We start from the raw sequence: 21,898 nt of genomic DNA, 5'->3' as shown, positions 1-21,898 counted from the left end.
CAGTTTATCCCTCGACCAGCGCCAAATAGTCTTTTAAAAATAAGGGATATTTAAGCCTCTCTTATGACCGGAGACGATATGCAAATTGGGTTTATTGGCGTGGGCAGCGTGATAGAAACGGCTTATCTGCCTGCCATTCAGCGGCTTTCCCGGCGGGATGTGGTTTGCTACGGCTTTGATCCCGCGCCACGCTACCGTTCAGAATCCATTACGCTGTTACCGTCTTTGCCGCAGCTGTTGGCCCTGCCGCTGGATCTGGTATTTATCACCACCTCTTCGCTCCAGCATCTGCCGATGCTTAAAAGCGTGCTGCAGCAAAGCCCGGTGCCCGTGGTGGTGGAAAAACCTGTCGCGGCCACGCGACAGCAGCTTGATGAACTTGACGCCCTGCTAAGCGACCCGGCCGTTGCCGCCAGGGTTCTCGCCCTGGATCACTGGATGGTGAGAACCGATGCGGCACGATTTATTGAGCGCCTGGAAGATATCGACCGTATTGAGGGGTTTTTACTTGAGCCGAGCGGCTTTAATGCCGCCGGAGAGCCCATCGCGCTCAATTTTGCTACCGGCGAGCCCGATACTCGCGAGCTGCGCCACCCGGACGGCGTTATCGTGGATATCGGCACGCACGTGCTGGCGATGATGCGGGAAACGTTGATGCAGGCAGGTGCCGACGAGTCGCTGGAGCTTGAATTGTTGCTGGCCAAAGACCGGCTCGGCAACGGTATTTTACCCGGCGACTTCACCACCGCAGAAGGCCAGGCGCTGCTGCGCGGCCAGCTTGGCGGGGTCCCCTGCGTACTGCAACTGAACAAATACGCCGGACCAGCCGGGGGGCAAAAAGGAATAAATATCGTGCTGAAAAATGGCAGCGTGATTGCCGTCGACCGCCGTGGCACAGAGGAAACGCTGACCATAGACGATGAACCCGAGCTGAACATGAGCGGCCCGCTGTACGACCGCTGCCTGAGCGAAGTTATTTTTGGCGACAAAACGCTGTTTGAGCGCTCGCCGCAGGCAATACCCGCCTTAAGCCGCCGCAGAATGCAGGAAGTCAGGGCCTTATTGACGTTGCAACAAACGCTGCGTGGCGAGCACTAAAAACGCAAAACCCGCCGTGGCTGGCGGGTTTTCTTTAACGCTGGATATCAGGCTTTGTTCAGCACCAGCTGGCCTTTGCTATCCAGAGGGATCTGGGTGCCGGGGTCTTTATCCATGCGGATTTTACCCTGCTGATCGCCGATTTTGTAGGTGACGTCATAGCCGAGCATTTTCTCTGACTTGTCATACACCGTCTTACAGCGCTGCTGGGAGGTGGTATAAGTGTCCCCATCCTGCATCGCGCCCTGCACCTGGTTCCCGGCATAACCGCCGCCCAGCGCACCGACGACCGTGGCAACATCTTTCCCGCGACCGCCGCCAAACTGATGACCCAGTACGCCACCGGCCACCGCACCCAGGGCAGAACCCAGAATACGGTTCTCATCCTGGACAGGCTTACGGTGCGTCACGGCCACATTCCGGCATTCCTGACGCGGCGTTTTTACCGTTTCCTTGATTGGCGTCGCAGACACCACCTGTGCATACTGGGGACCACGGTCAAACACGTTCAAACTGGCTACCGCAGCCACGCCCAGCGCAGCGGCCACGCCAATACCAATACCCGCTAACATTGATTTATTCACAGGACATCCTCCTGACCTTGTTGTTAACCTAATTTTGCACTGCGGTGACAGCTTTGAGAAATCAGACAACGGATCAAAAGTGCGGGATTGTGTGGCGACAAGGCGTGTTTAAGACAACTCTGAGCCGCCACTTAGGAATATGCCGAGTTTTATGCTGGTTACCGGCAATAAAAAACCCGGCGCGGTGGCCGGGTTTGAAAAGAGTAAAAACTCAGTGCAGCTTCAGGCGCGGGCGGATCACCCGGTTGATGCTGCCTACCAGCATCATCAGGCCGGTTTTAAAGTAGCCGTGCAGCGCAATCTGGTGCATACGGTACAGGGAGATGTACACGAAGCGGGCGATGCGGCCTTCTACCATCATCGAGCCGCGCATCAGGTTACCCATCAGGCTGCCGACGGTGGAGAATTTGGACAGCGAAACCAGCGAGCCGTGATCTTTGTAGCTGTAGGCTTTGAGCGGCTGGCCTTTCATCTGCGCAAGAATGTTGGTCAATGCGCGGGAAGCCATCTGGTGCGCAGCCTGAGCGCGTGGAGGCACGAAGCCACCTTCAGGACGAGCGCAGGAAGCGCAGTCGCCGATTGCGTAGATATCCGGGTCGCGCGTGGTCTGCAGCGTCGGCTCAACCACCAGCTGGTTAATGCGGTTAGTCTCAAGGCCGCCGATATCTTTCATAAAGTCTGGCGCTTTGATCCCCGCCGCCCAGACCATCAGGTCCGCTTCGATAAACTCGCCGTCTTTGGTGTTCAGACCATGCGCTTCGGCGCTGGTGACCATGGTTTGCGTCAGCACGCGAACGCCAAGCTTGGTCAGTTCGCTGTGTGCTGCGGCGGAAATACGTGGCGGCAGCGCAGGCAGGATACGCTCCCCGGCTTCCACCAGCGTGACGTTCAGCGCTTCGTTAGTCAGCCCTTTGTAGCCGTAGCTGTGCAGCTGCTTAACGGCGTTATGCAGTTCAGCGGACAGCTCAACCCCGGTCGCCCCACCGCCGACGATAGCGATGTTAACCTTGCCGCTCGCGCCGAGGTTTGAGGAGTACTTCAGGAACAGGTTCAGCATCTCAGAATGGAAGCGACGCGCCTGGTGTGGGTTGTCGAGGAAGATGCAGTTTTCTTTTACGCCAGGGGTGTTGAAGTCGTTGGAGGTACTCCCCAGGGCCATCACCAGCGTGTCGTAAGGCACCTTACGCTCTGGCACCAGCAGCTCGCCCTTCTCATCGCGCAGCTCGGCGATGGTCAGCGTTTTGCTTTCACGGTTGATGTCCACCACGGAGCCCAGCTGGAACTGGAAGTTATGGTTGCGCGCGTGCGCCAGGTAGCTCAACGCATCCACGCCTTCATCCAGCGAACCGGTTGCCACTTCATGCAGCAGCGGCTTCCACAGGTGGCTGTGGTTACGGTCTACCAGGGTGATTTTGGCTTTTTTGCCGCGGCCCAGTTTTTTACCCAGCTGAGTCGCCAGCTCCAGACCACCAGCCCCACCGCCGACAATCACTATTTTTTTCAATGGTGTAGTCAACTTGACCCCCTAAAATATTAACCAATTGTTAATTAAAAGTTATCTAAATAGCCTTTAATTAACAAAGGGTTACTGCACGTTTAACGCTTAACTTTACCGAGAATAACATGAAGGGTGCATTGGTCATACCAAAATTGATATACATCAATTTTTATGCCGAAAAGATAAACAAAAGGCCAGCGCGAGGCTGGCCTGTTTCAGTGCGCGGAAAAAATCAGCCCAACGTTTTAAAGGCTTTAATGCGCTGTAAATGCGTGGAGATATTTTTGAACTTATGTGTCTGCTGCTCGTCCCAGACGATTTCGTAATAGGGATGCAGCGCTTCTGCCGTGCGCCGGTTGTCCAGCGCTTCGTCGTTGCGTGAGAGGATAGCCAGGCAGCGATCGCGGTTCTTCTCGCGGAAGTTCTGCACGCACTTGGTGGTGATATCGGCGTACTCTTCCGGCCTGTTGATTTTCCCTTCCATGTTTTCATGGGGGTAAAGGTTCGGGTTGAAGATAACCTGCCGCATATCGCAGAGAAAACCGATACGTTCCGCCCAGAATCCCCCCAGACCCACGCCGCAAATCAGCGGCCGTTCGTCGTCGGTAAGCTGCTGCATTTTATCGACTTCTTTCAGCAGATGCTGCATGTCGTGCTTCGGATGCAGCGTGCTGTAGCTGATGAGCCGCACGTCGGGATCGATAAACTGAAGCTGCAGCACTTTTTCATGGTTACCGGGACTGTTTGAGTCAAAACCGTGTAAATAGATAATCATTGCATCCTCACCGCATACCACCAGGCCTCACGGCCTGAATATTAGACGCCCGCCTTCTGGGCCTGCCACTGCTCGTGCAGCGCCTCCAGCTGCTGGTTCACCTGCTTCCAGCGCGCCGATGAACGCAGCTCCTGACGGGTAAATGAACCTTTATGATACAAACCTGTAACACGTTCTGCTTTGACCGGCGACAGGTTATCCAGCACGCTCACCGCCCCACTACGATTATTGCAGACGAGGATCATATCGCAACCCGCGTCCAGCGATGCCTGCCCGCGTTCGGCGTAACTGCCCATGATGGCCGCGCCTTCCATCGACAGATCGTCGGAGAAGATAACGCCGTTAAAGCCCAGCTCTCCTCGCAGTACCGTTTTTAGCCAATACTCCGAACCGCTCGCCGGGCGTGGGTCAACTTCATCGTAGATGACGTGGGCTGGCATGATGGCATCCAGCTTGTTCTCGCTAATCAGCGAGGCAAAAATACGCATATCATGCTCGCGAATTTCCGCTTTAGGCCGCGGGTCGTGCGGCGTTTCTTTGTGGGAATCAGCGGTGACCGCGCCGTGGCCCGGGAAGTGTTTGCCGGTGGTTTTCATGCCTGCGGCATGCATACCGTCGATAAAACGGGTTGCCATCGCCAGCGCTTTGGACGGATCTTCATGATAAGAGCGCTCGCCAATCGCCGCGCTGATATGCCCGATATCCAGCACCGGCGCGAAGCTGATGTCGATATCCATGGCGATCATTTCGCTCGCCATCAGCCAGCCTGCTTCTGCCGCCAGCTTGCCGCCCTCTTCGAGCCCGCGAAGTGCCGCAAAAGATTGCGCCGCAGGCAGGCGAGTAAACCCCTCACGGAAGCGCTGGACGCGCCCGCCTTCCTGGTCGACGGCCACAACCAGACGGTTGTACGAAGCTTCACGGATCTGGCGAACCAGCTCGCGCAGCTGCTCCGGATCGTGGTAGTTACGGGTAAAAAGAATCAAACCGCCGACCAGAGGGTGCTGCAAAATTTCACGCTCTTCGGCATCCAGCTCAAAGCCGGCCACATCCAACATTACTGGGCCCACAATACTCTCTCCTGATGTTTCATCGCCCGCAGCGCGCGCCATGCGTCGTCTGCCAGCGTAATAAAGTTTTGCTCCCCGGTTTGCTGCCAGCGGCATTCGTACCAGGACGCCATAAGTAACGCAATCCACGGCTGCCAGCGCGCAACCTGGCGACGAAGACGCTCGACGCAGAGCGAAGCGTGCCCGGCATATAGCCCCAACAACGCTTCGCCATCGACAACGTTCGCGGCCTGCACCGCCGCCAGCTCGAGCGCAATATCGCCGTCCCCGGCATATTCCCAGTCGATAAGCCCCAGCTTTTCACCCTGCCGCACGAGATTCCCTGCATGAACATCCATATGCAGCGGCGCCAGCCGAAGAGGCCGGGGCTCTTTGCGACGCTTCAGGCGCTTTAATTCACGTAGCCAGCTCAGGGTGCGTCTTTTCGGGCTGCTTACCTGCCAGTAGTACTCCAGCAGCGGGACAAGGCTAATCCGCCAGCCAAAGCACGGCTGGCGATGAAGATAATATAACAGGCTTGTTAATTCAGTGAGCGGGGCCAGGTTCGGCGAAACCTCCCCGTCGAGCCAGCGGGTGAACAGCCAGCCTTCTGCCAGACAATAAGGTTTTGGGGCAATCCCCGCCGGTAAACGCTTTAGCGCACGATAATGACGCTGAAGAGAGATGCCGGGCAGGCGTGCATCGGGAAGTCTTCTCGCGGCAAAACATTCGCCCTCGCTGACGACCCGATAGCTTGTGCCGCTGAGGCCTTCAAGAGCAGAAAAACAACCGGCAGCCTGAGCCGCCGGAAGATATCGAGTTACTGCCGCATCGAGCGATGCCTTAGTTGGTTTGCTGAACAGCACCGCTACCCGACCAGATGATTTCGCCGGTCTGCACCAGCATCAGCTGCATTTTCAGCGTTGGCGTGTTCACGTTGCCGCTGGCGTTGGTATAGAGCACGTACTGCGCACCGGTGTTACGCGCAATGCCGATGGCTTTGCTTCGCGTGCCCAGGCTGTCCTGCGGCGAGAGCCCAAGCTGCTGCTTCGCCATAGAGAGCTGCTGGGCAGAGACCAGCGTAAACTTGTTATTGTTCGCCAGCGCACCGCGCAGGGCTTCCGTCGCGCTGCTGGTTTGCAGACTGCCGTTGGTGCGGTTGTTGACGCTGTCCACCAGCAGAACGCTACCTGGCGTCACGCCTTCCGCCTGCAGCATTTTACTGACCATCGGCTGCATGGAGCTGTTCCAGTCGTAGGTCCGCACTTTTGGCTGCGCCGGGATCGTCGGCTCTGGTTGTTCAACAGGGCCAGGCTGCGTTGGCACGGTCGGGACCGTTGGTACCGTCGGCTCCGGCTGAGCTGGCTGCTCAACGCCTGGTTTAGCCTCTTCTACCGGGGCCGGCTGCTCGCCGCGATTAATACACCCGGTCAGTATCAGCGCCACCGCGGTGACGGCCAGATAACGATGAAGTCCCCTAATCAAAATTCGCTCCTTACAGAGAGAGAAAGACGTACTTTTTTAGCTCCAGGCCAGGCTGCAGTCGAGTCAATACGCTGCGAAGACTGCGCCGGGAGAACGAGGGTACGCACTTTTTCAAGCGGGTGGATTTCCAGCCCTTTTGCATCGTACCAGTAGAAACGATAGTACAGCGTGACCGGTTTATGCTGCTCATTATACAGCGACGACTCGGCCACCGTGGCACCGTTGCGCTGAGAGATATCCGGTTTTTCAGCGCTAATCCCGGCGGCAAGCACCGCCGCTTCCATAACCAACGTCTGGTCACCGTTCACCGGAATGGCCGGGCGAGAGCTACAGCCTGCCACCAGCAGCATGGCTAATAAACACAGGGAAAAGCGCGGCATCGGATCAGTCCTTATGCGCCAGCATTGGGCCAAGCGGACGGCCACCCAGCAGGTGCATGTGAATATGGTATACCTCCTGCCCACCGTGACGGTTGCAGTTCATGATCAGGCGGTAGCCGTCAGCGGCAATCCCTTCCTGCTCTGCAATTTTAGCCGCAACGGTCATCATGCGCCCCAGCGCAAGTTCGTGCTCTGCCTTAACGTCATTGGCGGTAGGGATGAGCACGTTAGGAATGATGAGAATGTGGGTAGGCGCCTGCGGGGAAATATCACGAAATGCGGTAACCAGTTCGTCCTGATAAACCACATCCGCCGGAATTTCACGACGAATAATTTTACTGAAAATAGTTTCTTCGGCCATGACCTGTTCCTTGAAGGAGAAAACGGTGATGGGAGTATGAGCGAGGCGCTCATTTGACTCAACCTTCTGAACGCTTTTCTTTGGTTAAGTGCTGACCTTTAAAACAAATTCATGCTTTGTCAGCAACAAAAAAGGGAGGCTTTCGCCTCCCTTATCGCTCCCCGAACAAACTTAGTTGTTACGGATCCACTCATCCATTTCGGTTTTCAGGTTATCGGACTTGGTGCCGAAAATAGCCTGAACGCCGGAACCTGCGACAACTACACCTGCTGCACCCAGCTTCTTCAGGCCAGCCTGGTCGACTTTGGCAACGTCGGCCACGCTAACACGCAGACGGGTGATACAAGCGTCGAGGTTAGTGATGTTTTCTTTACCGCCGAAAGCGCTAACCAGGGCAGGAGCCATTTCGCTGGTGACGCCAGCGGTGGTTTCTGCGGTGGCGTCTTCACGACCCGGGGTTTTCAGATCCAGTGCCTTAATCAGTACGCGGAAGATGGTGTAATACACGATCGCGTAGCAGATACCGACAATTGGGAACAGCCACAGTTTGCTGCTGTTACCGCTCAGCACGATGAAGTCAATCAGACCGTGAGAGAACGACGTCCCGTCACGCATACCCAGCAGAATACAGATTGGGAATGCCAGACCCGCCAGAATCGCGTGAATCACGTACAGGATCGGCGCCACGAACATGAAGGAGAATTCGATTGGCTCGGTGATACCGGTCAGGAACGAAGTCAGCGCGGCGGAGATCATGATCCCGCCCACTTTTGCACGGTTCTCTGGTTTAGCAGAGTGCCAGATAGCAATCGCCGCAGCCGGCAGGCCGTACATTTTGAACAGGAAGCCACCGGACAGTTTGCCCGCAGTTGGGTCGCCTGCCATATAACGTGGGATATCACCGTGGAACACCTGGCCCGCAGCATTGGTGTATTCACCAATCTGCATCTGGAATGGAACGTTCCAGATATGGTGCAGACCAAACGGTACCAGGCAGCGCTCGATGAAGCCATAGATACCGAAGGCAACGACCGGGTTCTGGTATGCAGCCCACTGAGAGAAGGTCTGAATAGCCGTACCGATTGGTGGCCAGATGAAGGACAGCACAATACCGGTGAAGATAGCGGCCAGGCCGGAGATGATCGGCACAAAGCGTTTACCGGCGAAGAAGCCCAGATACTCAGGCAGCTTGATGCGGTAGAAACGGTTAAACATGTATGCGGCAATTGCACCGGAGATGATACCGCCGAGAACGCCGGTGTCCGCCAGGTGTTTAGCGGCAATTTCTTCCGCAGGCAGGTGCAGAACCAAAGGCGCAACCACGGCCATGGTTTTCACCATGATGCCATAGGCCACGACTGAAGCCAGAGCAGACACGCCGTCGTTATTAGTGAAGCCCAGCGCAACACCGATAGCAAAGATAAGCGGCATGTTGGCGAAGACAGAACCGCCCGCTTCCGCCATAACATGGGATACAACAACCGGCAGCCAGCTGAAGTTTGCAGAACCGACGCCTAGCAGAATACCTGCGATAGGCAGTACGGATACTGGCAGCATCAGCGATTTACCCACCTTTTGCAGGTTAGCAAATGCATTCTTAAACATAATAGAGAGTGCTCCTGAGTATTTGTGCTTTTTTTGTACGCATTTACGCATCGAACCGGGGGGAGAACCGGTTCATAAACAGGACATCTAAGTGTCCTTTTATTTATTACGCAGAGTAAAATAAATAACGAAAATTTTGTTTGACGGCTATCACGTTTCTCAGCCAGCCGCGCGAAAAACTTTCATTAATTTACATAACACGCGTACAAATGATTCAAAACGAGCATGCACCGCCCATTTTATGGCGGTGCACTTTACTCGCTTAGGCTATTAATTACGAGCTTTAAAATAACTATGGATTTCAGAGAGATTGCAGGCGGGACAAGGGGATGTGGAACAAATCAGCAAAGTTCTGCGTCGTCGCGGTCGCCAGTTCTTCCAGCGAAACGCCCTTCAATACGGCCATATACTCGGCCACATCGCGCGTCATGGCCGGCTGGTTTTCTTTGCCGCGATGCGGCACCGGCGCAAGATACGGCGAGTCCGTTTCCACCAGCATTCTGTCCAGCGGCACATAACGCGCCGCATCACGCAGCTGCTCGGCATTGCGGAAGGTCACAATGCCGGAGAACGAAATATAAAACCCCATATCCAGCAGCTTGCCCGCCGTTTCTCTGTCTTCCGTGAAACAGTGTAGTACCCCACCGCACTCTGTCACTTTTTCTTCCTGCAGAATGCTCAGGGTATCGGCGCGGGCATCACGGGTATGCACAATCACCGGCTTGTTCAGCTCGCGACCGATACGAATGTGGTGACGAAACGATTCCTGCTGGCGCGGTTTTGTTTCCGGCGTATAGAAGTAATCCAGCCCCGTTTCCCCCATCGCGATAACGCCCGGCTCGGCGGCCAGACGGCGCAGATCTTCAACGTCGTACTCTTCATCCTGATTCAGTGGATGCACGCCACACGAGAAGGCCACGTTATCGCGCTCGCCCACCAGCTCGCGCATGCCGCGGTAACCTTCCAGGGTCGTGGCAACGGCCAGGCAAAACTTCACGTCCCTGGCGGCGGCTTTGTCCAGAACGTCATCAACGTTTTTATGCAGGGATTGATAATCCAGGCCATCGAGATGGCAGTGTGAGTCGACCAGAAACATAGTAATACTCTTAGAGATGATGTGAGTGAAGCAGTGCGCCAGGCCTTGCCAGACGCTCCCACGTAAGAAGGCTTTCCGTGAGCAACAGCTCGCGGTTAACACCCACCACGTTGAGCAGCTCTTCGCGACAGGTGAACAAATGGTGTAAAAGGCTCTGCAATACGGCAGCAGAATATCGGGCGCTAAGCCTGGCGACTAACGGCTGCATATCAGCATTTGTTAACCAGGCCCCGGCGCCCTGCTGCCACTTGAGAGCATCCAGAAGCAGCGCGCACAGCCAGTGAAGGCGGCGAGCGGCGTCCTCATGATTCAACGCCGGTAGCAGTGCCAGCATATTGCCGGCATCCTCCGCCTGAGTCAGCTTCTCACAAAGCTGCTGGCGGGCCTTCCACTGGTCCGGCTGCAGGAGGGCAAGCGCGGCGGCGGGCGCCCCAGAGCTGAGGCGTAAAGCAGCCTGCAGCTCCTCTGCGGACATAGTTATTTCACGCCCCAGCCACGCAAGAGAAAAACCTTCGTCCGGCGGCGCAAGGTGCCAGTAAAGGCAGCGGCTGCGCAACGTCGCGGGCAAATGCGCAGGCTCGCGGCTGCTCAGAAAGAACCAGGTATTTTTCGGCGGTTCTTCCAGCGTTTTCAGCAGCGCGTTCGCCGCGGCTTCGGTCAGCATATCGGCATCTTTAAGCCAGACAACTTTGGCCCCGCCCTGCTGGGCATGACCGTAAAGCTTTTCGGTAATGACGCGAACCGCATCAATCCCGAGGCTTGATTTGCCCTTTTCTACCTCAAGGGAGTAGCTGTCGGGATGCGTTCCCGCCTGCATCAGCTGGCAGCTATGGCAGCGGCCGCAGCTTTTGTTGCCTTCCGGGCTTTGGCACATCAGCCAGCGGCAGAGGGCGTAGATTAAGGCATCATCGCCCAACCCCGGTAGGGCATGAACCAACAGAGCATGATGTCCGCGGCCGGCCTGATACTGGCCGATAAGCTGCTCAAACGCGCCGCGTAGCCACGGATACCATTTCACTATTTTTGCTCCCGGAACCAGCTCAGAACGGCCTCGCGCACGGCCAGGGAAACGTCATCCAACGGCTGAGTCGCATCGATAGTTTTAATGCGTCTGTCGCTGTTGGCCAGTTCCAGATAGCGAGCACGAGTACGGTTAAAGAAGTCGATTGATTCCTGCTCAATGCGGTCAAGCTCGCCACGAGCGCGCGCGCGCGTCAGGCCTACTTCCGGCGTCACGTCGAGATAAATTGTCAGGTCAGGATAAAAATCACCCAGCACGGTATTGCGCAGCGCCATCAGCAGGTTCTGGTCAATCTGACGCCCTCCCCCCTGATACGCCTGGGTGGAGAGATCGTGGCGGTCGCCAATAACCCAGCTACCGCGCGCCAATGCCGGTTTGATAACCGTCTCTACCAGTTGGATGCGTGCCGCGTAAAACATCAGCACCTCTGCTTTATCGGTCACCTTCTCATCGCCGATGCCGGCGTTGTTGAGCGTTAGCTCGCGCAGGCGTTCAGCGAGCGGCGTGCCGCCGGGCTCACGCGTAAAAGTCATCTCGCTGATACCCAGCTCTTTTAACGTCGCCACAACCACGTTATGGGCGTTGGTTTTCCCCGCGCCTTCCAGTCCTTCGATGACGATAAATTTACTGTCCATTCTTATCCTTGAGAGCTTTGATATAAACCTGTACCGCCTTGTTATGGCTGGCGAGGTTAGTGCTAAAGGTATGGCCGCCCTTACCATCAGCAACAAAATAGAGATACGGCGTTTTAGCCGGGTGCGCGGCCGCCTGCAAAGACGCCTCGCTCGGCACGGCAATCGGCCCCGGCGGCATGCCGCTAATCACATAGGTGTTATAAGGCGTCGGCGTCTCGAGATCTTTGCGCGTTAGCTTACCATTATAGCTGTCGCCCATCCCGTAGATAACGGTTGGATCGGTCTGCAGACGCATGCCGATGCGCAGGCGGTTGATAAAGACAGAAGCGACCTGGTCACGCTCACCCGCCACCGCGGTCTCTTTCTCAATAATTGAGGCCATGGTCACCAGGTCGTTTTCAGTTTTGTACGGTAAACCGTCGACCTTGCTTTCCCATGCTTGTGCCACAGCTTTGACCATTTTTTGATGAACGCGCTTGAGCAAGGCAACGTCCGTGGTATTGGCGGTGTACATCCAGGTGTCCGGGTAGAACCAGCCTTCAACCCACTCCGGGTGCTCAAATTTGAGCGTTTCCGCCACGGTCGCATAGCTGTCGTCTTTTAGCGTGTGCTGAATATAAGGCGCGTCACGCAGCTGTTCGAGTAAATCGCTCAGGCGCATACCTTCAACCAATCGCAGCGGGAACTGGGCTTCTTTTCCGCTGGCGAGCAGGTGCAGCATGTCGGTGACCGTCATCCCCGGCGTGAGGCGATAGGTACCCGCCTTAAAATTCGCCAGCTCAGGCTCTACGCGCAGCAGCCACTGAAAGACACGCGGTCGCACGATCAGTTTCTCTTCATAAAGCTGGGTGCCCAGCGCCAGGCGCCCGGTGCCCTGCTTCAGCGTGAAAATGGTTTCCTGATTGATCGGCAGCGGCGCTTTTGCCAGCTGGCGTACCTTCCACATGCCAGCCCCGGCGGCGATTCCCAGGACAATCAACAGAACCAGAAAGAAACGTAAAATCTTTTTCATCGGTAATCGGTTACTCACAAAGTGGGGCTAAAAAACGGTAAAGCTCGCGCGACGTATACTGCCAGTCCTGGGCCTGGTTTACCGGCACCACCGGCATCAGCGCGTTGCAAATAATGACCTCATCCGCACCCGCCAGAGTTTCTGGCCCTTCGCTGACCTCATGGATCCTCCATGGGGAACCGCTGAGATGCGAAATGATGCGCTGCCGCATGGTGCCATTAACGCCTGCACCGTCGATACGCGGGGTGTAAACGTCACGTCCTTTGCGCCAGAATAAATTAGCCGCACAGCATTCCACCAGGCTCCCCTGGCTGTCAAGAACCAGCGCCTCCTGGGCAGTCGTCTGTTCAAGATGCGTACGGATAAGCACCTGTTCAAGCCGGTTAAGATGTTTAATGCCTGCCAGGGCAGGATTGATCCCTAATTTTACCGGGCTGAGCGCCAACGTAATCCCCTGCCCGCGCCAGGCGGAGTAAAAAGCAGGATAAGGCGAGAGGGAAAGCATTCGCGTAGGCTGCGTACAATTTGAGGCGCTATAGCCGCGCCCGCCGGCCCCACGAGAAATAATCACCTTCAGAACGGCACGGGATTCGGATGCTGCCAGCATAGTCATCTCTTCGTTGAGCCTGCCCCAGTCAACCGGCGCGATCGTCAGCGCCTCGCAGGCCTGCTGCAGACGGCGAAGATGATCGGCCTGAAAGCGAACGGCGCCGTCGATGACGCTTGCCGTGGTAAAACAGCCATCGCCAAACTGAATCGCCCGGTCGTTTGCCGGGAGTGCGTCCTGCCACTGACCATTGATAAGAAACATAGAGATTCCTCAGGTGACGGAAACGTAAGGTTGCCAGAGGGATTCGCGGGCGACAAGAGGGGAATTCTGAACAGCAAAAGGGCCCGTAAGGGCCCCTGAGACGGCTAGCGAAGTTCATTGCTTCAAAATGCCCCGACCCGGGACTTATAAAAACAATGAATTGTGTTCACTGGCTTGCCCCAAACAGTCGAAAACCACGTTTTCGGCTGTTTGTCATCAATCTGAGGGCCCGTAAGCGGGCCCTTTCAGAAACGGTTAGACCTTCTTGAAGATCAGAGAACCGTTAGTACCACCGAAACCGAAGGAGTTACACAGGGTGTACTCCATACCGCTAACCTGGCGAGCTTCGTGCGGCACAAAGTCGAGGTCGCAGCCAACATCCGGGTTATCGAGGTTGATGGTCGGCGGAACAGCCTGATCGCGCAGCGCAAGGATTGAGTAGATGGACTCTACTGCCCCCGCCGCGCCTAACAGGTGGCCGGTCATCGATTTGGTTGAGCTCACCATTACGCGGCTCGCATCAGCACCAAAGATAGACTTAACCGCCTGCGTTTCGGCTTTATCGCCTGCTGGCGTTGAGGTTCCGTGGGCGTTGACGTAGCCAATCTGCCCCGCAGAGATCCCTGCATCGCGCAGTGCGTTTTCCATCGCCAGCGCAGCACCTGCACCGTTTTCTGGTGGAGAAGTCATGTGGTAAGCATCGCTGCTCATCCCAAAACCAACAACTTCCGCATAAATTTTCGCGCCGCGTTTTTTCGCGTGTTCGTACTCTTCCAGCACGATAACGCCTGCGCCGTCGCCCAGCACGAAGCCATCACGATCTTTATCCCACGGGCGGCTTGCCGCTTGCGGGTTATCGTTACGGGTAGACAGTGCACGAGCCGCGCCAAAACCACCCACGCCCAGCGGGCTACTGGCTTTCTCTGCGCCACCGGCCAGCATCACATCGGCATCATTGTAGGCAATAATACGCGCCGCATGACCGATATTGTGCACGCCAGAGGTACAAGCCGTGGCAATGGAAATGCTCGGACCACGCAGACCCAGCATAATGGTCAGATGACCTGCCACCATGTTGACGATGGTCGAAGGCACGAAGAACGGGCTGATCTTACGAGGGCCACCGTTAACTAACGAGGTGTGGTTCTCTTCGATAAGCGTCAGGCCACCGATACCAGAGCCAATTGCAGCACCGATACGAGTCGCATTTTCTTCCGTTACTTCCAGGCCAGAATCCTGCATGGCCTGAATGCCAGCAACAATTCCATATTGAATGAATTCATCCATCTTGCGCTGATCTTTGCGCGAGATAATGTCTTCACAGTTAAAATCCTTTACTAAGCCAGCAAATTTCGTTGCATAGGCGCTAGTATCGAAATGGTCGATCAGGCTGATGCCACTCTGACCGGCAAGGAGAGCTTTCCAGGTAGACTCTACGGTATTGCCGACAGGAGACAACATGCCCAGTCCGGTCACAACTACACGACGCTTAGACACGTTTGTCCTCCAGGGAGGGATAAAATACTAGTGGGATAATTCAGATAAAACTCAGGCGGTCGAATGACCGCCTGGAGATGTTCACTTACGCCTGGTGACCGTTGATGTAATCAATGGCAGCCTGAACGGTAGTGATTTTCTCAGCTTCTTCGTCCGGAATCTCAGTATCAAACTCTTCTTCCAGAGCCATTACCAGCTCAACGGTGTCAAGAGAATCAGCGCCCAGGTCCTCAACGAAGGAAGCGGTGTTCACTACTTCTTCTTGCTTAACGCCCAGTTGTTCGCCAATGATTTTCTTAACGCGTTCTTCGATAGTGCTCATACTCTTAAATTTCCTATCAAAACTCGCTTTCGCGATGGTTTTCGTAGTGTATAAAATGTTTGAAAAGATGCAACCAAATCCCGGCTGGTCAAACCACGATTTTACGCTATTTTGCGGGCATTCACCCAAATAACGCAAATATTTTTCACCGTGATTAAACCATATACATTCCGCCATTGACGTGAAGGGTCTCACCAGAGATGTACCCAGCTTCGTCAGAGGCTAAAAATGCTACAGCACTGGCGATTTCATTTGCGCCGCCTAAGCGACCCGCAGGAACCTGCGCCAGAATACCCGCACGCTGTTCATCAGAGAGCGCACGCGTCATGTCCGTTTCAATAAAGCCCGGAGCAACAACGTTCACAGTAATACCGCGGGACGCAACTTCACGCGCCAGCGATTTACTGAAGCCAATCAAACCAGCCTTCGCCGCAGCGTAGTTAGCCTGACCAGCATTTCCCATGGTACCAACCACAGAACCGATAGAGATAATACGCCCATGACGCTTTTTCATCATAGCTCGCATTACCGCTTTTGACAGACGGAAAACAGATGACAGGTTGGTTTCGACAATGTCGTTCCACTCATCATCTTTCATGCGCATCAGCAGATTATCGCGAGTGATCCCGGCGTTGTTCACCAGAATATCGACTTCGCCAAACTCTTTGCGAATGCTGTCCAGCACGGCGTCGATAGAAGCCGGATCGGTCACGTTCAGCATGAAGCCTTTGCCGTTTTCGCCCAGATAATCACTGATGGCCTGCGCGCCGCTTTCGCTGGTCGCGGTACCGATAACTTTTGCACCGCGAGCCACTAAAGTCTCAGCGATAGCACGGCCAATACCACGGCTAGCGCCGGTTACCAGCGCAATTTTTCCTTCAAAACTCATGGTTTTCCTCGTCTTATTGTTCAAGCGCCGCTGACAGCGTAGCCGGCTCGTTAATGGCCGCTGCCGTCATGGTGTCAACAATACGTTTGGTCAGCCCGGTCAGCACTTTACCTGGGCCAGCCTCCAGCAAATGGGAGACGCCCTGTGCCGCAATAAATTCTACGGATTTGGTCCACTGCACCGGGCTGTAGAGCTGGCGAACCAGCGCGCTACGAATGGCTTCCGGTGAGGTTTCGCACTTCACGTCAACGTTGTTCACGACCGGAATAGCCGGTGCGTTAAAGGTAATATTTTCCAGCGCTACCGCCAGTTTGTCGGCCGCAGGCTTCATCAGCGCGCAGTGAGACGGTACGCTAACCGGCAGCGGCAGAGCGCGTTTTGCGCCAGCGGCTTTACAGGCGGCTCCGGCACGCTCAACGGCTTCTTTGTTACCGGCGATAACGACCTGGCCCGGAGAGTTAAAGTTCACCGGAGAGACAACCTGTCCCTGCGCTGACTCTTCACAGGCTTTTGCAATGGAAGCATCGTCGAGGCCGATGATAGCGGACATCGCGCCGGTTCCTTCCGGAACGGCATCCTGCATCAGCTTGCCGCGCAGCTCGACCAGACGAACGGCATCGGCGAAATCAATGACGCCAGCGCAAACCAGCGCGGAATATTCACCCAGGCTGTGACCCGCCAGCAGTGCAGGTACTTTACCGCCCTGCTGCTGCCAAACGCGCCATAATGCGACGGAGGCCGTCAACAGCGCAGGCTGAGTCTGCCAGGTTTTATTCAGCTCTTCCGCTGGCCCCTGCTGGGTCAGCGCCCACAGGTCATAACCCAGCGCATCAGAAGCTTCGCGGAACGTGGCTTCAATCACCGGATAGCCTGCGGCGAGATCGGCCAGCATGCCAACGGACTGGGAACCCTGTCCCGGAAACACCATAGCGAATTGCGTCATGTCGAAAATTCCTTTAATCAAAAACGAACCAGTGCAGAGCCCCAGGTGAAGCCACCGCCGAACGCTTCCAGCAGTACCAGCTGACCGCGTTTGATGCGACCATCGCGTACCGCTTCGTCCAGCGCTGCCGGTACGGAAGCGGCAGACGTATTGCCATGGCGATCCAGCGTCACGACGACGTTATCCATCGGCATGCCGAGTTTTTTCGCGGTCGCGCTGATGATGCGCAGGTTAGCCTGATGCGGCACCAGCCAGTCAAGCGCGGAGCGATCGAGGTTATTTGCTGCCAGAGTCTCGTCGACGATGTGAGCCAGCTCGGTCACCGCGACTTTAAAGACTTCGTTCCCGGCCATCGTCAGGTGAATTGAATTCTCAGGATTCACGCGATCGACGTTCGGCAGCGTCAGCAGGTCACCATAGCTGCCGTCTGCGTGCAGATGCGTAGAAATGATGCCCTGCTCTTCAGATGCACCCAGCACGACGGCACCTGCGCCGTCGCCAAAAATAATGATCGTGCCGCGATCGGTAGGATCGCAGGTCCGCGCCAGCACATCAGCCCCGATAACCAGCGCGTTTTTAACGGCGCCAGACTTAACGTACTGATCGGCAATGCTCAGCGCATAGGTAAAGCCCGCACAGGCGGCAGCCACGTCAAACGCCGGGCAGCCTTTAATCCCGAGCATGGACTGAATCTGGCACGCCGCGCTTGGGAAAGCATGCGTTGAAGACGTTGTCGCAACAACGATCAGGCCGATGTCATTTTTATCAATGCCGGCCATGTCCAGCGCGCGGATTGCGGCTTCGTAACCCATGGTCGAAACCGTTTCAGTCGGGCCAGCAATACGGCGTTCACGGATACCTGTGCGGGTGACAATCCACTCGTCAGACGTATCGACCATTTTTTCCAGGTCAGCGTTAGTACGCACTTGTTCAGGCAGGAAGCTGCCGGTACCAATAATCTTCGTATACATGTACGCTCAGTCACTCTTAGGTAATACAGATTCCAGGCGAGCGCCAATCCGCTGGGGGACTTGCCGCTGCACCGCCTGCACTGCCTGTTCAATCGCGACAGCAAACGCTCGCTGATTGGCCGCACCGTGACTCTTAATCACCGTGCCGCGCAATCCTAACAGACAGGCGCCATTATACTGGTCGGGGTTGAGGTGACCGAATCGCCGTATCAGGCGCTTTTGTAGCCACTTCTTCAATATAATCAGCCACCACGACCTTTTTTTCCCTTCCCCCTGCGATTTGAGCAGCGAAAGGAACATCCTGACAACACCTTCCATCGTCTTGAGTGTGACGTTACCGACAAAACCATCACAGACCAGCACATCGGTCTTGCCGGTGAGCAATTCATTGGCCTCAAGGTATCCAATATAGTTCATTGAAGGCATTGTTTTTAATAAAGCAGAGGCCTCACGGATACTGTCCAGCCCCTTAGTCTCTTCTTCGCCGATGTTCAGTAACGCCACTTTAGGGCGACTGATACCGAGCACCTCTTCGGCCATTACAGAGCCCATAATGGCAAACTGCACCAGCATCGTGCTGTCGCAGTCTACGTTAGCGCCGAGATCAAGCACCACCGTTTTGCCCTTTTGCTGGTGCGGTAATACCGTCATCAGCGCCGGGCGCTCAATCCCCTCAATAGGTTTGAGCAGTAATTTTGCAAGCCCCATCAGCGCGCCGGTGTTTCCGGCACTGACGCAGGCCTCCGCCCGCCCCTCTTTCACCAGCTCAAGCGCAATGCGCATTGACGAACCGCGGCTGGCACGAATCGCCTGAGAAGGTCTGGCATCACTGGCAATAACCGATTCCGCAGGGATAATCTGCAGACGCGAGCGTTGCTCGAAATCAGCTTTGGCAAGTAATGGCGAGATAGCGTCGGGATTGCCGACTAAAAGAAGATTAAGCGAAGTGTTAGAGTCCAGTGCCTGCAAAGCTGCAGGCACTGTCACGGAAGGACCGAAGTCCCCACCCATGGCATCTAACGCTAGGGTTAGACGTCTCAAGGTTGCGCCAGATTACTTGACGATAACCTTGCGGCCGCGGTAGAAACCGTCGGCAGTGATGTGGTGACGCAGATGAGTTTCACCAGAAACTTTGTCCACGGACAGGGTGGCGGTGGTCAGCGCGTCATGGGAACGACGCATGCCACGTTTGGAACGGGTTGGTTTATTCTGTTGTACGGCCATGGACCTTACTCCTCAATTACTTACGCTTTAAACTGGCTAATACGGCAAATGGGTTTGGTTTTTCCGCCTCTGGAGGCAGTTCGCCAAAGACCATGTCCGCCTCGGACACTTCACAGTGTTCAGAATCATGCACCGGAACCACAGGCAGGCAGAGGATAACTTCATCTTCCACCAGCGCCCGCAGATCGATTTCACCGAATTCGTTAACCTCAATCGGCTCATACGCTTCCGGGAGTGCTTCAGCCTGTTCGTCAGAGCGGACCGGACTGAAACAATACGTTGTGTGAACATGATGCACAAACGGTTTCCCGCAACGCTGGCATTCGAGCGTTACCGTGACCTTTGCATCGCCGGTCAAGACCGCGAGGCGCTGGTTATCGATAGCGAATCTCATGGAGCATTCTACATCAGTGTCCACACTGACTACAGACTCGGCGATACGCTCAACCTGATCGGAAGCATATACTCCTTCGTAATCAAGGCGTTTTTGAGCCGTACGAACCGGATCAAGAGTCAGGGGTAATTTTACCTTTTGCATAGGGCGCGCATATTAACTTTGTAACGTCATAGAGTCAAAGAAAAAGGCCTGGAAACAGCGCCTTTTGCCATTTCTACCCTAAATAGTTTAAGTTGCAGACAGGCACCCGGCTCGGGTAAGCGAGCGCTGGTAACGCCTCTGCGGCTTAAAATATGACGGGTATATTCGCACACATTGCGGTGGCACAGTTTAAAATGCCTTTAACCAATTCGCTATCTTTAATGAAAAAAATATGAAACCTATTGTTCTGGCCTCAACCTCCCCCTTTCGCCGCAGCCTGCTTGAAAAACTCGGCATCCCTTTTATCACTGCAGCACCGGAGGTCGATGAGACGCCTCATCAGAGCGAAGATGCGCGCCATTTAGTAACCCGCCTCGCCCAGGCCAAAGCTCAGGCGTTAAAAGAACGCTACCCTCATCACCTTATTATTGGCTCCGATCAGGTCTGCGTATTGAACAACCAAATAGCCGGAAAGCCGCACAGCGAAGAAAATGCCGTACGGCAATTAATGCTGGCACGGGGAACCATCGTGACCTTTTATACCGGGCTGGCGCTGTATAACTCAGCCAACGGGCAGCTACAAACGCTGTGTGAGCCCTTTGACGTTCATTTCCGTCATTTAACCGAGGAAGAAATTCGCCGCTATGTGCAAAAGGAGCAGCCGCTGAACTGTGCCGGGAGCTTTAAAAGTGAAGGATTGGGCATCACGCTATTTGAGCGGCTGGAAGGGAAAGATCCGAATACCCTGGTTGGGCTACCGCTAATCAGTCTTTGCGAGATGCTACGCAACGAAGACTGTAACCCGTTGCTGGCCTAAAAAAAACGCTCCGGCAATGCGGAGCGCTTTCCGTTACTTAGCGTTGCGTAAAACCTGCAGGCAACGCTTGAGATTATTGTCCAGCGGCGCTTCGATACGGATAACCTCCCCGGTGTTCGGGTGGGTAAACTTTAGCGCGGCGGCATGCAGGAACAGGCGATTTAACCCGGTGCCCGCAAGCTGCTTGTCAAATTCCCGGTCGCCATAGCGATCGTCAAATGCGATAGGATGCCCGGCGTGCAGAGTATGCACGCGAATTTGGTGAGTACGCCCGGTGACCGGACTGCAGCGCACCAGGGTAGCGAATTCATAACGCTCTTCGACCTTAAAGCGCGTTTCCGACGGCTTGCCTTCGCTGTTGACCCTGACGATACGCTCCCCGCTTTGCAGAATATTCTTCAGCAGCGGTGCCTGGACAACTTTCACGTGCGACTGCCACTGGCCGCGTACCAGCGCCAGATAATCCTTCTGCATCCCCTTCTCACGAAGTTGCTCATGAAGGGAGCGCAGCGCAGAGCGCTTTTTTGCCACCAGCAGAACGCCGGACGTGTCACGGTCAAGGCGGTGAACCAGCTCAAGGAAGCGGGCTTCCGGGCGCAGGGCACGTAACCCTTCAATCACGCCAAAGCTCAGGCCGCTGCCGCCGTGTACCGCCGTACCGGAAGGTTTATTGAGCACCAGAATGTGGTCGTCTTCATAAAGAATGACATCGCTCAGCGCGGCGACTTTTTGCAGATGCGGAGAAACGGCCTCTTCTTCACGCTCGGCAACACGCACCGGCGGGATGCGAACCTCATCCCCGGCTTCCAGTTTGTACTCAGGCTTGATGCGCTTTTTATTCACCCGCACCTCGCCTTTACGCACGATGCGATAAATCATGCTTTTTGGCACACCTTTCAGGCGGGCAAGCAAAAAGTTGTCGATACGCTGCCCGGCCTCGTCGGCCGAAATTGCAACGATTTTTACTGATGGAGTCTCTGTTTTCATGGTCGGCGATTCTAAATAGCCCACGCGCATAGCGCCACTCATTTTTATGTGCTTAACTGACAATCTGTTCTGTTTTAAACCGTCCAGACCGCCTTTTTTCATGCTCTTTGTCGCAAGGTTAAAATAGCGGTTAAAAAACTGTAAGAAACAGGGCGCTAATAGCAAAAGTCATCTTGCTATAACAAGGTTAGCAGTGGAATAATGTTGCGGTTTTCCGTGTTGAATCTTGTTAGAACAAGAAAGTTTGCGGAATACCAATTTTGCCTGAACGTTCATCCACGCAGCAATGGCGTAAGACGTATT

General features: G+C 55.2%; 25 protein-coding genes. 2 read left to right on the top strand and 23 right to left on the bottom strand.

The window, feature by feature from the left end; translation table 11 throughout:
* The first annotated feature begins 78 nt into the window (after positions 1-78).
* Entirely contained in the window at positions 79-1,098 is a 1,020-nt protein-coding gene (locus ACE38U_RS12575; RefSeq protein WP_176981111.1) for a Gfo/Idh/MocA family oxidoreductase, read from the top strand.
* Positions 1,099-1,145: 47 nt separating this feature from the next.
* On the opposite strand, the gene ACE38U_RS12570 is transcribed toward ACE38U_RS12575, so the two are convergent.
* From ACE38U_RS12570 to yceD, 22 genes are all read right to left on the bottom strand, one after another.
* A complete protein-coding gene (locus ACE38U_RS12570) occupies positions 1,146-1,682 on the bottom strand; it encodes a glycine zipper 2TM domain-containing protein (protein WP_071842928.1) in 537 nt (178 codons plus the stop codon).
* A 211-nt stretch (positions 1,683-1,893) separates the two neighbouring features.
* Positions 1,894-3,198, bottom strand: a complete 1,305-nt coding sequence (locus ACE38U_RS12565) for an NAD(P)/FAD-dependent oxidoreductase (RefSeq protein WP_038473598.1) — start codon at positions 3,196-3,198, stop codon at positions 1,894-1,896.
* A gap of 214 nt (positions 3,199-3,412) precedes the next feature.
* Entirely contained in the window at positions 3,413-3,955 is a 543-nt protein-coding gene (gene ycfP / locus ACE38U_RS12560; protein ID WP_176981112.1) for an alpha/beta hydrolase YcfP, read from the bottom strand.
* A gap of 41 nt (positions 3,956-3,996) precedes the next feature.
* Positions 3,997-5,022 carry a beta-N-acetylhexosaminidase gene (nagZ, locus tag ACE38U_RS12555; RefSeq protein WP_375529845.1) on the bottom strand — a complete coding sequence of 342 codons (1,026 nt, stop codon included), beginning with the start codon at positions 5,020-5,022 and terminating at the stop codon, positions 3,997-3,999.
* Positions 5,010-5,867, bottom strand: a complete 858-nt coding sequence (gene thiK, locus ACE38U_RS12550; protein WP_375529844.1) for a thiamine kinase — start codon at positions 5,865-5,867, stop codon at positions 5,010-5,012. Before thiK ends, nagZ begins: the two co-directional genes overlap by 13 nt.
* Positions 5,845-6,486, bottom strand: coding sequence for a penicillin-binding protein activator LpoB (gene lpoB / locus ACE38U_RS12545; RefSeq protein WP_038473606.1), 642 nt, complete (start codon positions 6,484-6,486; stop codon positions 5,845-5,847). Before lpoB ends, thiK begins: the two co-directional genes overlap by 23 nt.
* Positions 6,483-6,866, bottom strand: coding sequence for a YcfL family putative periplasmic lipoprotein (locus tag ACE38U_RS12540; RefSeq protein WP_038473609.1), 384 nt, complete (start codon positions 6,864-6,866; stop codon positions 6,483-6,485). The genes lpoB and ACE38U_RS12540 overlap by 4 nt, the downstream gene beginning before the upstream one ends.
* A gap of 4 nt (positions 6,867-6,870) precedes the next feature.
* On the bottom strand, positions 6,871-7,227 hold the full coding sequence (hinT, locus tag ACE38U_RS12535) for a purine nucleoside phosphoramidase (protein WP_008453457.1): 357 nt from the start codon (positions 7,225-7,227) through the stop codon (positions 6,871-6,873).
* 171 nt (positions 7,228-7,398) lie between these two features.
* On the bottom strand, positions 7,399-8,832 hold the full coding sequence (gene ptsG, locus ACE38U_RS12530; protein ID WP_038473612.1) for a PTS glucose transporter subunit IIBC: 1,434 nt from the start codon (positions 8,830-8,832) through the stop codon (positions 7,399-7,401).
* A 301-nt stretch (positions 8,833-9,133) separates the two neighbouring features.
* Positions 9,134-9,928: a metal-dependent hydrolase gene (locus tag ACE38U_RS12525; RefSeq protein ID WP_038473615.1), complete on the bottom strand. Its 795-nt coding sequence runs from the start codon at positions 9,926-9,928 to the stop codon at positions 9,134-9,136.
* A gap of 10 nt (positions 9,929-9,938) precedes the next feature.
* Positions 9,939-10,946, bottom strand: a complete 1,008-nt coding sequence (holB, locus tag ACE38U_RS12520; RefSeq protein ID WP_375529843.1) for a DNA polymerase III subunit delta' — start codon at positions 10,944-10,946, stop codon at positions 9,939-9,941.
* Positions 10,946-11,584: a dTMP kinase gene (gene tmk / locus ACE38U_RS12515; RefSeq protein WP_038473620.1), complete on the bottom strand. Its 639-nt coding sequence runs from the start codon at positions 11,582-11,584 to the stop codon at positions 10,946-10,948. Before tmk ends, holB begins: the two co-directional genes overlap by 1 nt.
* Complete coding sequence (yceG, locus tag ACE38U_RS12510) at positions 11,574-12,596, bottom strand: cell division protein YceG (RefSeq protein ID WP_375529842.1); 1,023 nt, start codon at positions 12,594-12,596, stop codon at positions 11,574-11,576. The genes tmk and yceG overlap by 11 nt, the downstream gene beginning before the upstream one ends.
* A 10-nt stretch (positions 12,597-12,606) precedes the next feature.
* The gene (pabC, locus tag ACE38U_RS12505) at positions 12,607-13,407 is read right to left on the bottom strand and encodes an aminodeoxychorismate lyase (protein WP_176981117.1); all 801 of its coding nucleotides are present in this window, start codon (positions 13,405-13,407) and stop codon (positions 12,607-12,609) included.
* Positions 13,408-13,662: 255 nt separating this feature from the next.
* Positions 13,663-14,904 carry a beta-ketoacyl-ACP synthase II gene (fabF, locus tag ACE38U_RS12500; RefSeq protein WP_038473629.1) on the bottom strand — a complete coding sequence of 414 codons (1,242 nt, stop codon included), beginning with the start codon at positions 14,902-14,904 and terminating at the stop codon, positions 13,663-13,665.
* An 85-nt stretch (positions 14,905-14,989) separates the two neighbouring features.
* Positions 14,990-15,226, bottom strand: a complete 237-nt coding sequence (gene acpP, locus ACE38U_RS12495; protein ID WP_004157115.1) for an acyl carrier protein — start codon at positions 15,224-15,226, stop codon at positions 14,990-14,992.
* A 154-nt stretch (positions 15,227-15,380) separates the two neighbouring features.
* Positions 15,381-16,115, bottom strand: a complete 735-nt coding sequence (gene fabG, locus ACE38U_RS12490; protein ID WP_038473634.1) for a 3-oxoacyl-ACP reductase FabG — start codon at positions 16,113-16,115, stop codon at positions 15,381-15,383.
* Between the two features lie 13 nt (positions 16,116-16,128).
* Positions 16,129-17,058 carry an ACP S-malonyltransferase gene (gene fabD / locus ACE38U_RS12485; protein ID WP_375529841.1) on the bottom strand — a complete coding sequence of 310 codons (930 nt, stop codon included), beginning with the start codon at positions 17,056-17,058 and terminating at the stop codon, positions 16,129-16,131.
* Positions 17,059-17,075: 17 nt separating this feature from the next.
* The gene (locus ACE38U_RS12480) at positions 17,076-18,029 is read right to left on the bottom strand and encodes a beta-ketoacyl-ACP synthase III (RefSeq protein ID WP_038473641.1); all 954 of its coding nucleotides are present in this window, start codon (positions 18,027-18,029) and stop codon (positions 17,076-17,078) included.
* A 6-nt stretch (positions 18,030-18,035) separates the two neighbouring features.
* Complete coding sequence (gene plsX / locus ACE38U_RS12475; protein ID WP_071842929.1) at positions 18,036-19,070, bottom strand: phosphate acyltransferase PlsX; 1,035 nt, start codon at positions 19,068-19,070, stop codon at positions 18,036-18,038.
* A 12-nt stretch (positions 19,071-19,082) separates the two neighbouring features.
* Positions 19,083-19,253: a 50S ribosomal protein L32 gene (rpmF, locus tag ACE38U_RS12470; RefSeq protein WP_038473647.1), complete on the bottom strand. Its 171-nt coding sequence runs from the start codon at positions 19,251-19,253 to the stop codon at positions 19,083-19,085.
* 16 nt (positions 19,254-19,269) lie between these two features.
* Positions 19,270-19,791 (bottom strand): 23S rRNA accumulation protein YceD, encoded by a 522-nt coding sequence (yceD, locus tag ACE38U_RS12465; RefSeq protein WP_038473650.1) that lies wholly within the window; start codon positions 19,789-19,791, stop codon positions 19,270-19,272.
* A 232-nt stretch (positions 19,792-20,023) separates the two neighbouring features.
* Between yceD and ACE38U_RS12460 the strand changes: the two genes are divergently transcribed.
* Entirely contained in the window at positions 20,024-20,608 is a 585-nt protein-coding gene (locus ACE38U_RS12460) for a Maf family protein (RefSeq protein WP_375529840.1), read from the top strand.
* A 33-nt stretch (positions 20,609-20,641) separates the two neighbouring features.
* On the opposite strand, the gene rluC is transcribed toward ACE38U_RS12460, so the two are convergent.
* The gene (rluC, locus tag ACE38U_RS12455; RefSeq protein WP_167549838.1) at positions 20,642-21,595 is read right to left on the bottom strand and encodes a 23S rRNA pseudouridine(955/2504/2580) synthase RluC; all 954 of its coding nucleotides are present in this window, start codon (positions 21,593-21,595) and stop codon (positions 20,642-20,644) included.
* Between the last annotated feature and the right edge of the window lie 303 nt (positions 21,596-21,898).

This window comes from Cedecea selenatireducens (assembly GCF_042138895.1).
Lineage (GTDB): Bacteria > Pseudomonadota > Gammaproteobacteria > Enterobacterales > Enterobacteriaceae > Cedecea > Cedecea selenatireducens.
The sequence above is the reverse complement of the archived record's forward strand: the minus strand, read 5'-3'. Positions and strand labels throughout refer to the sequence as shown.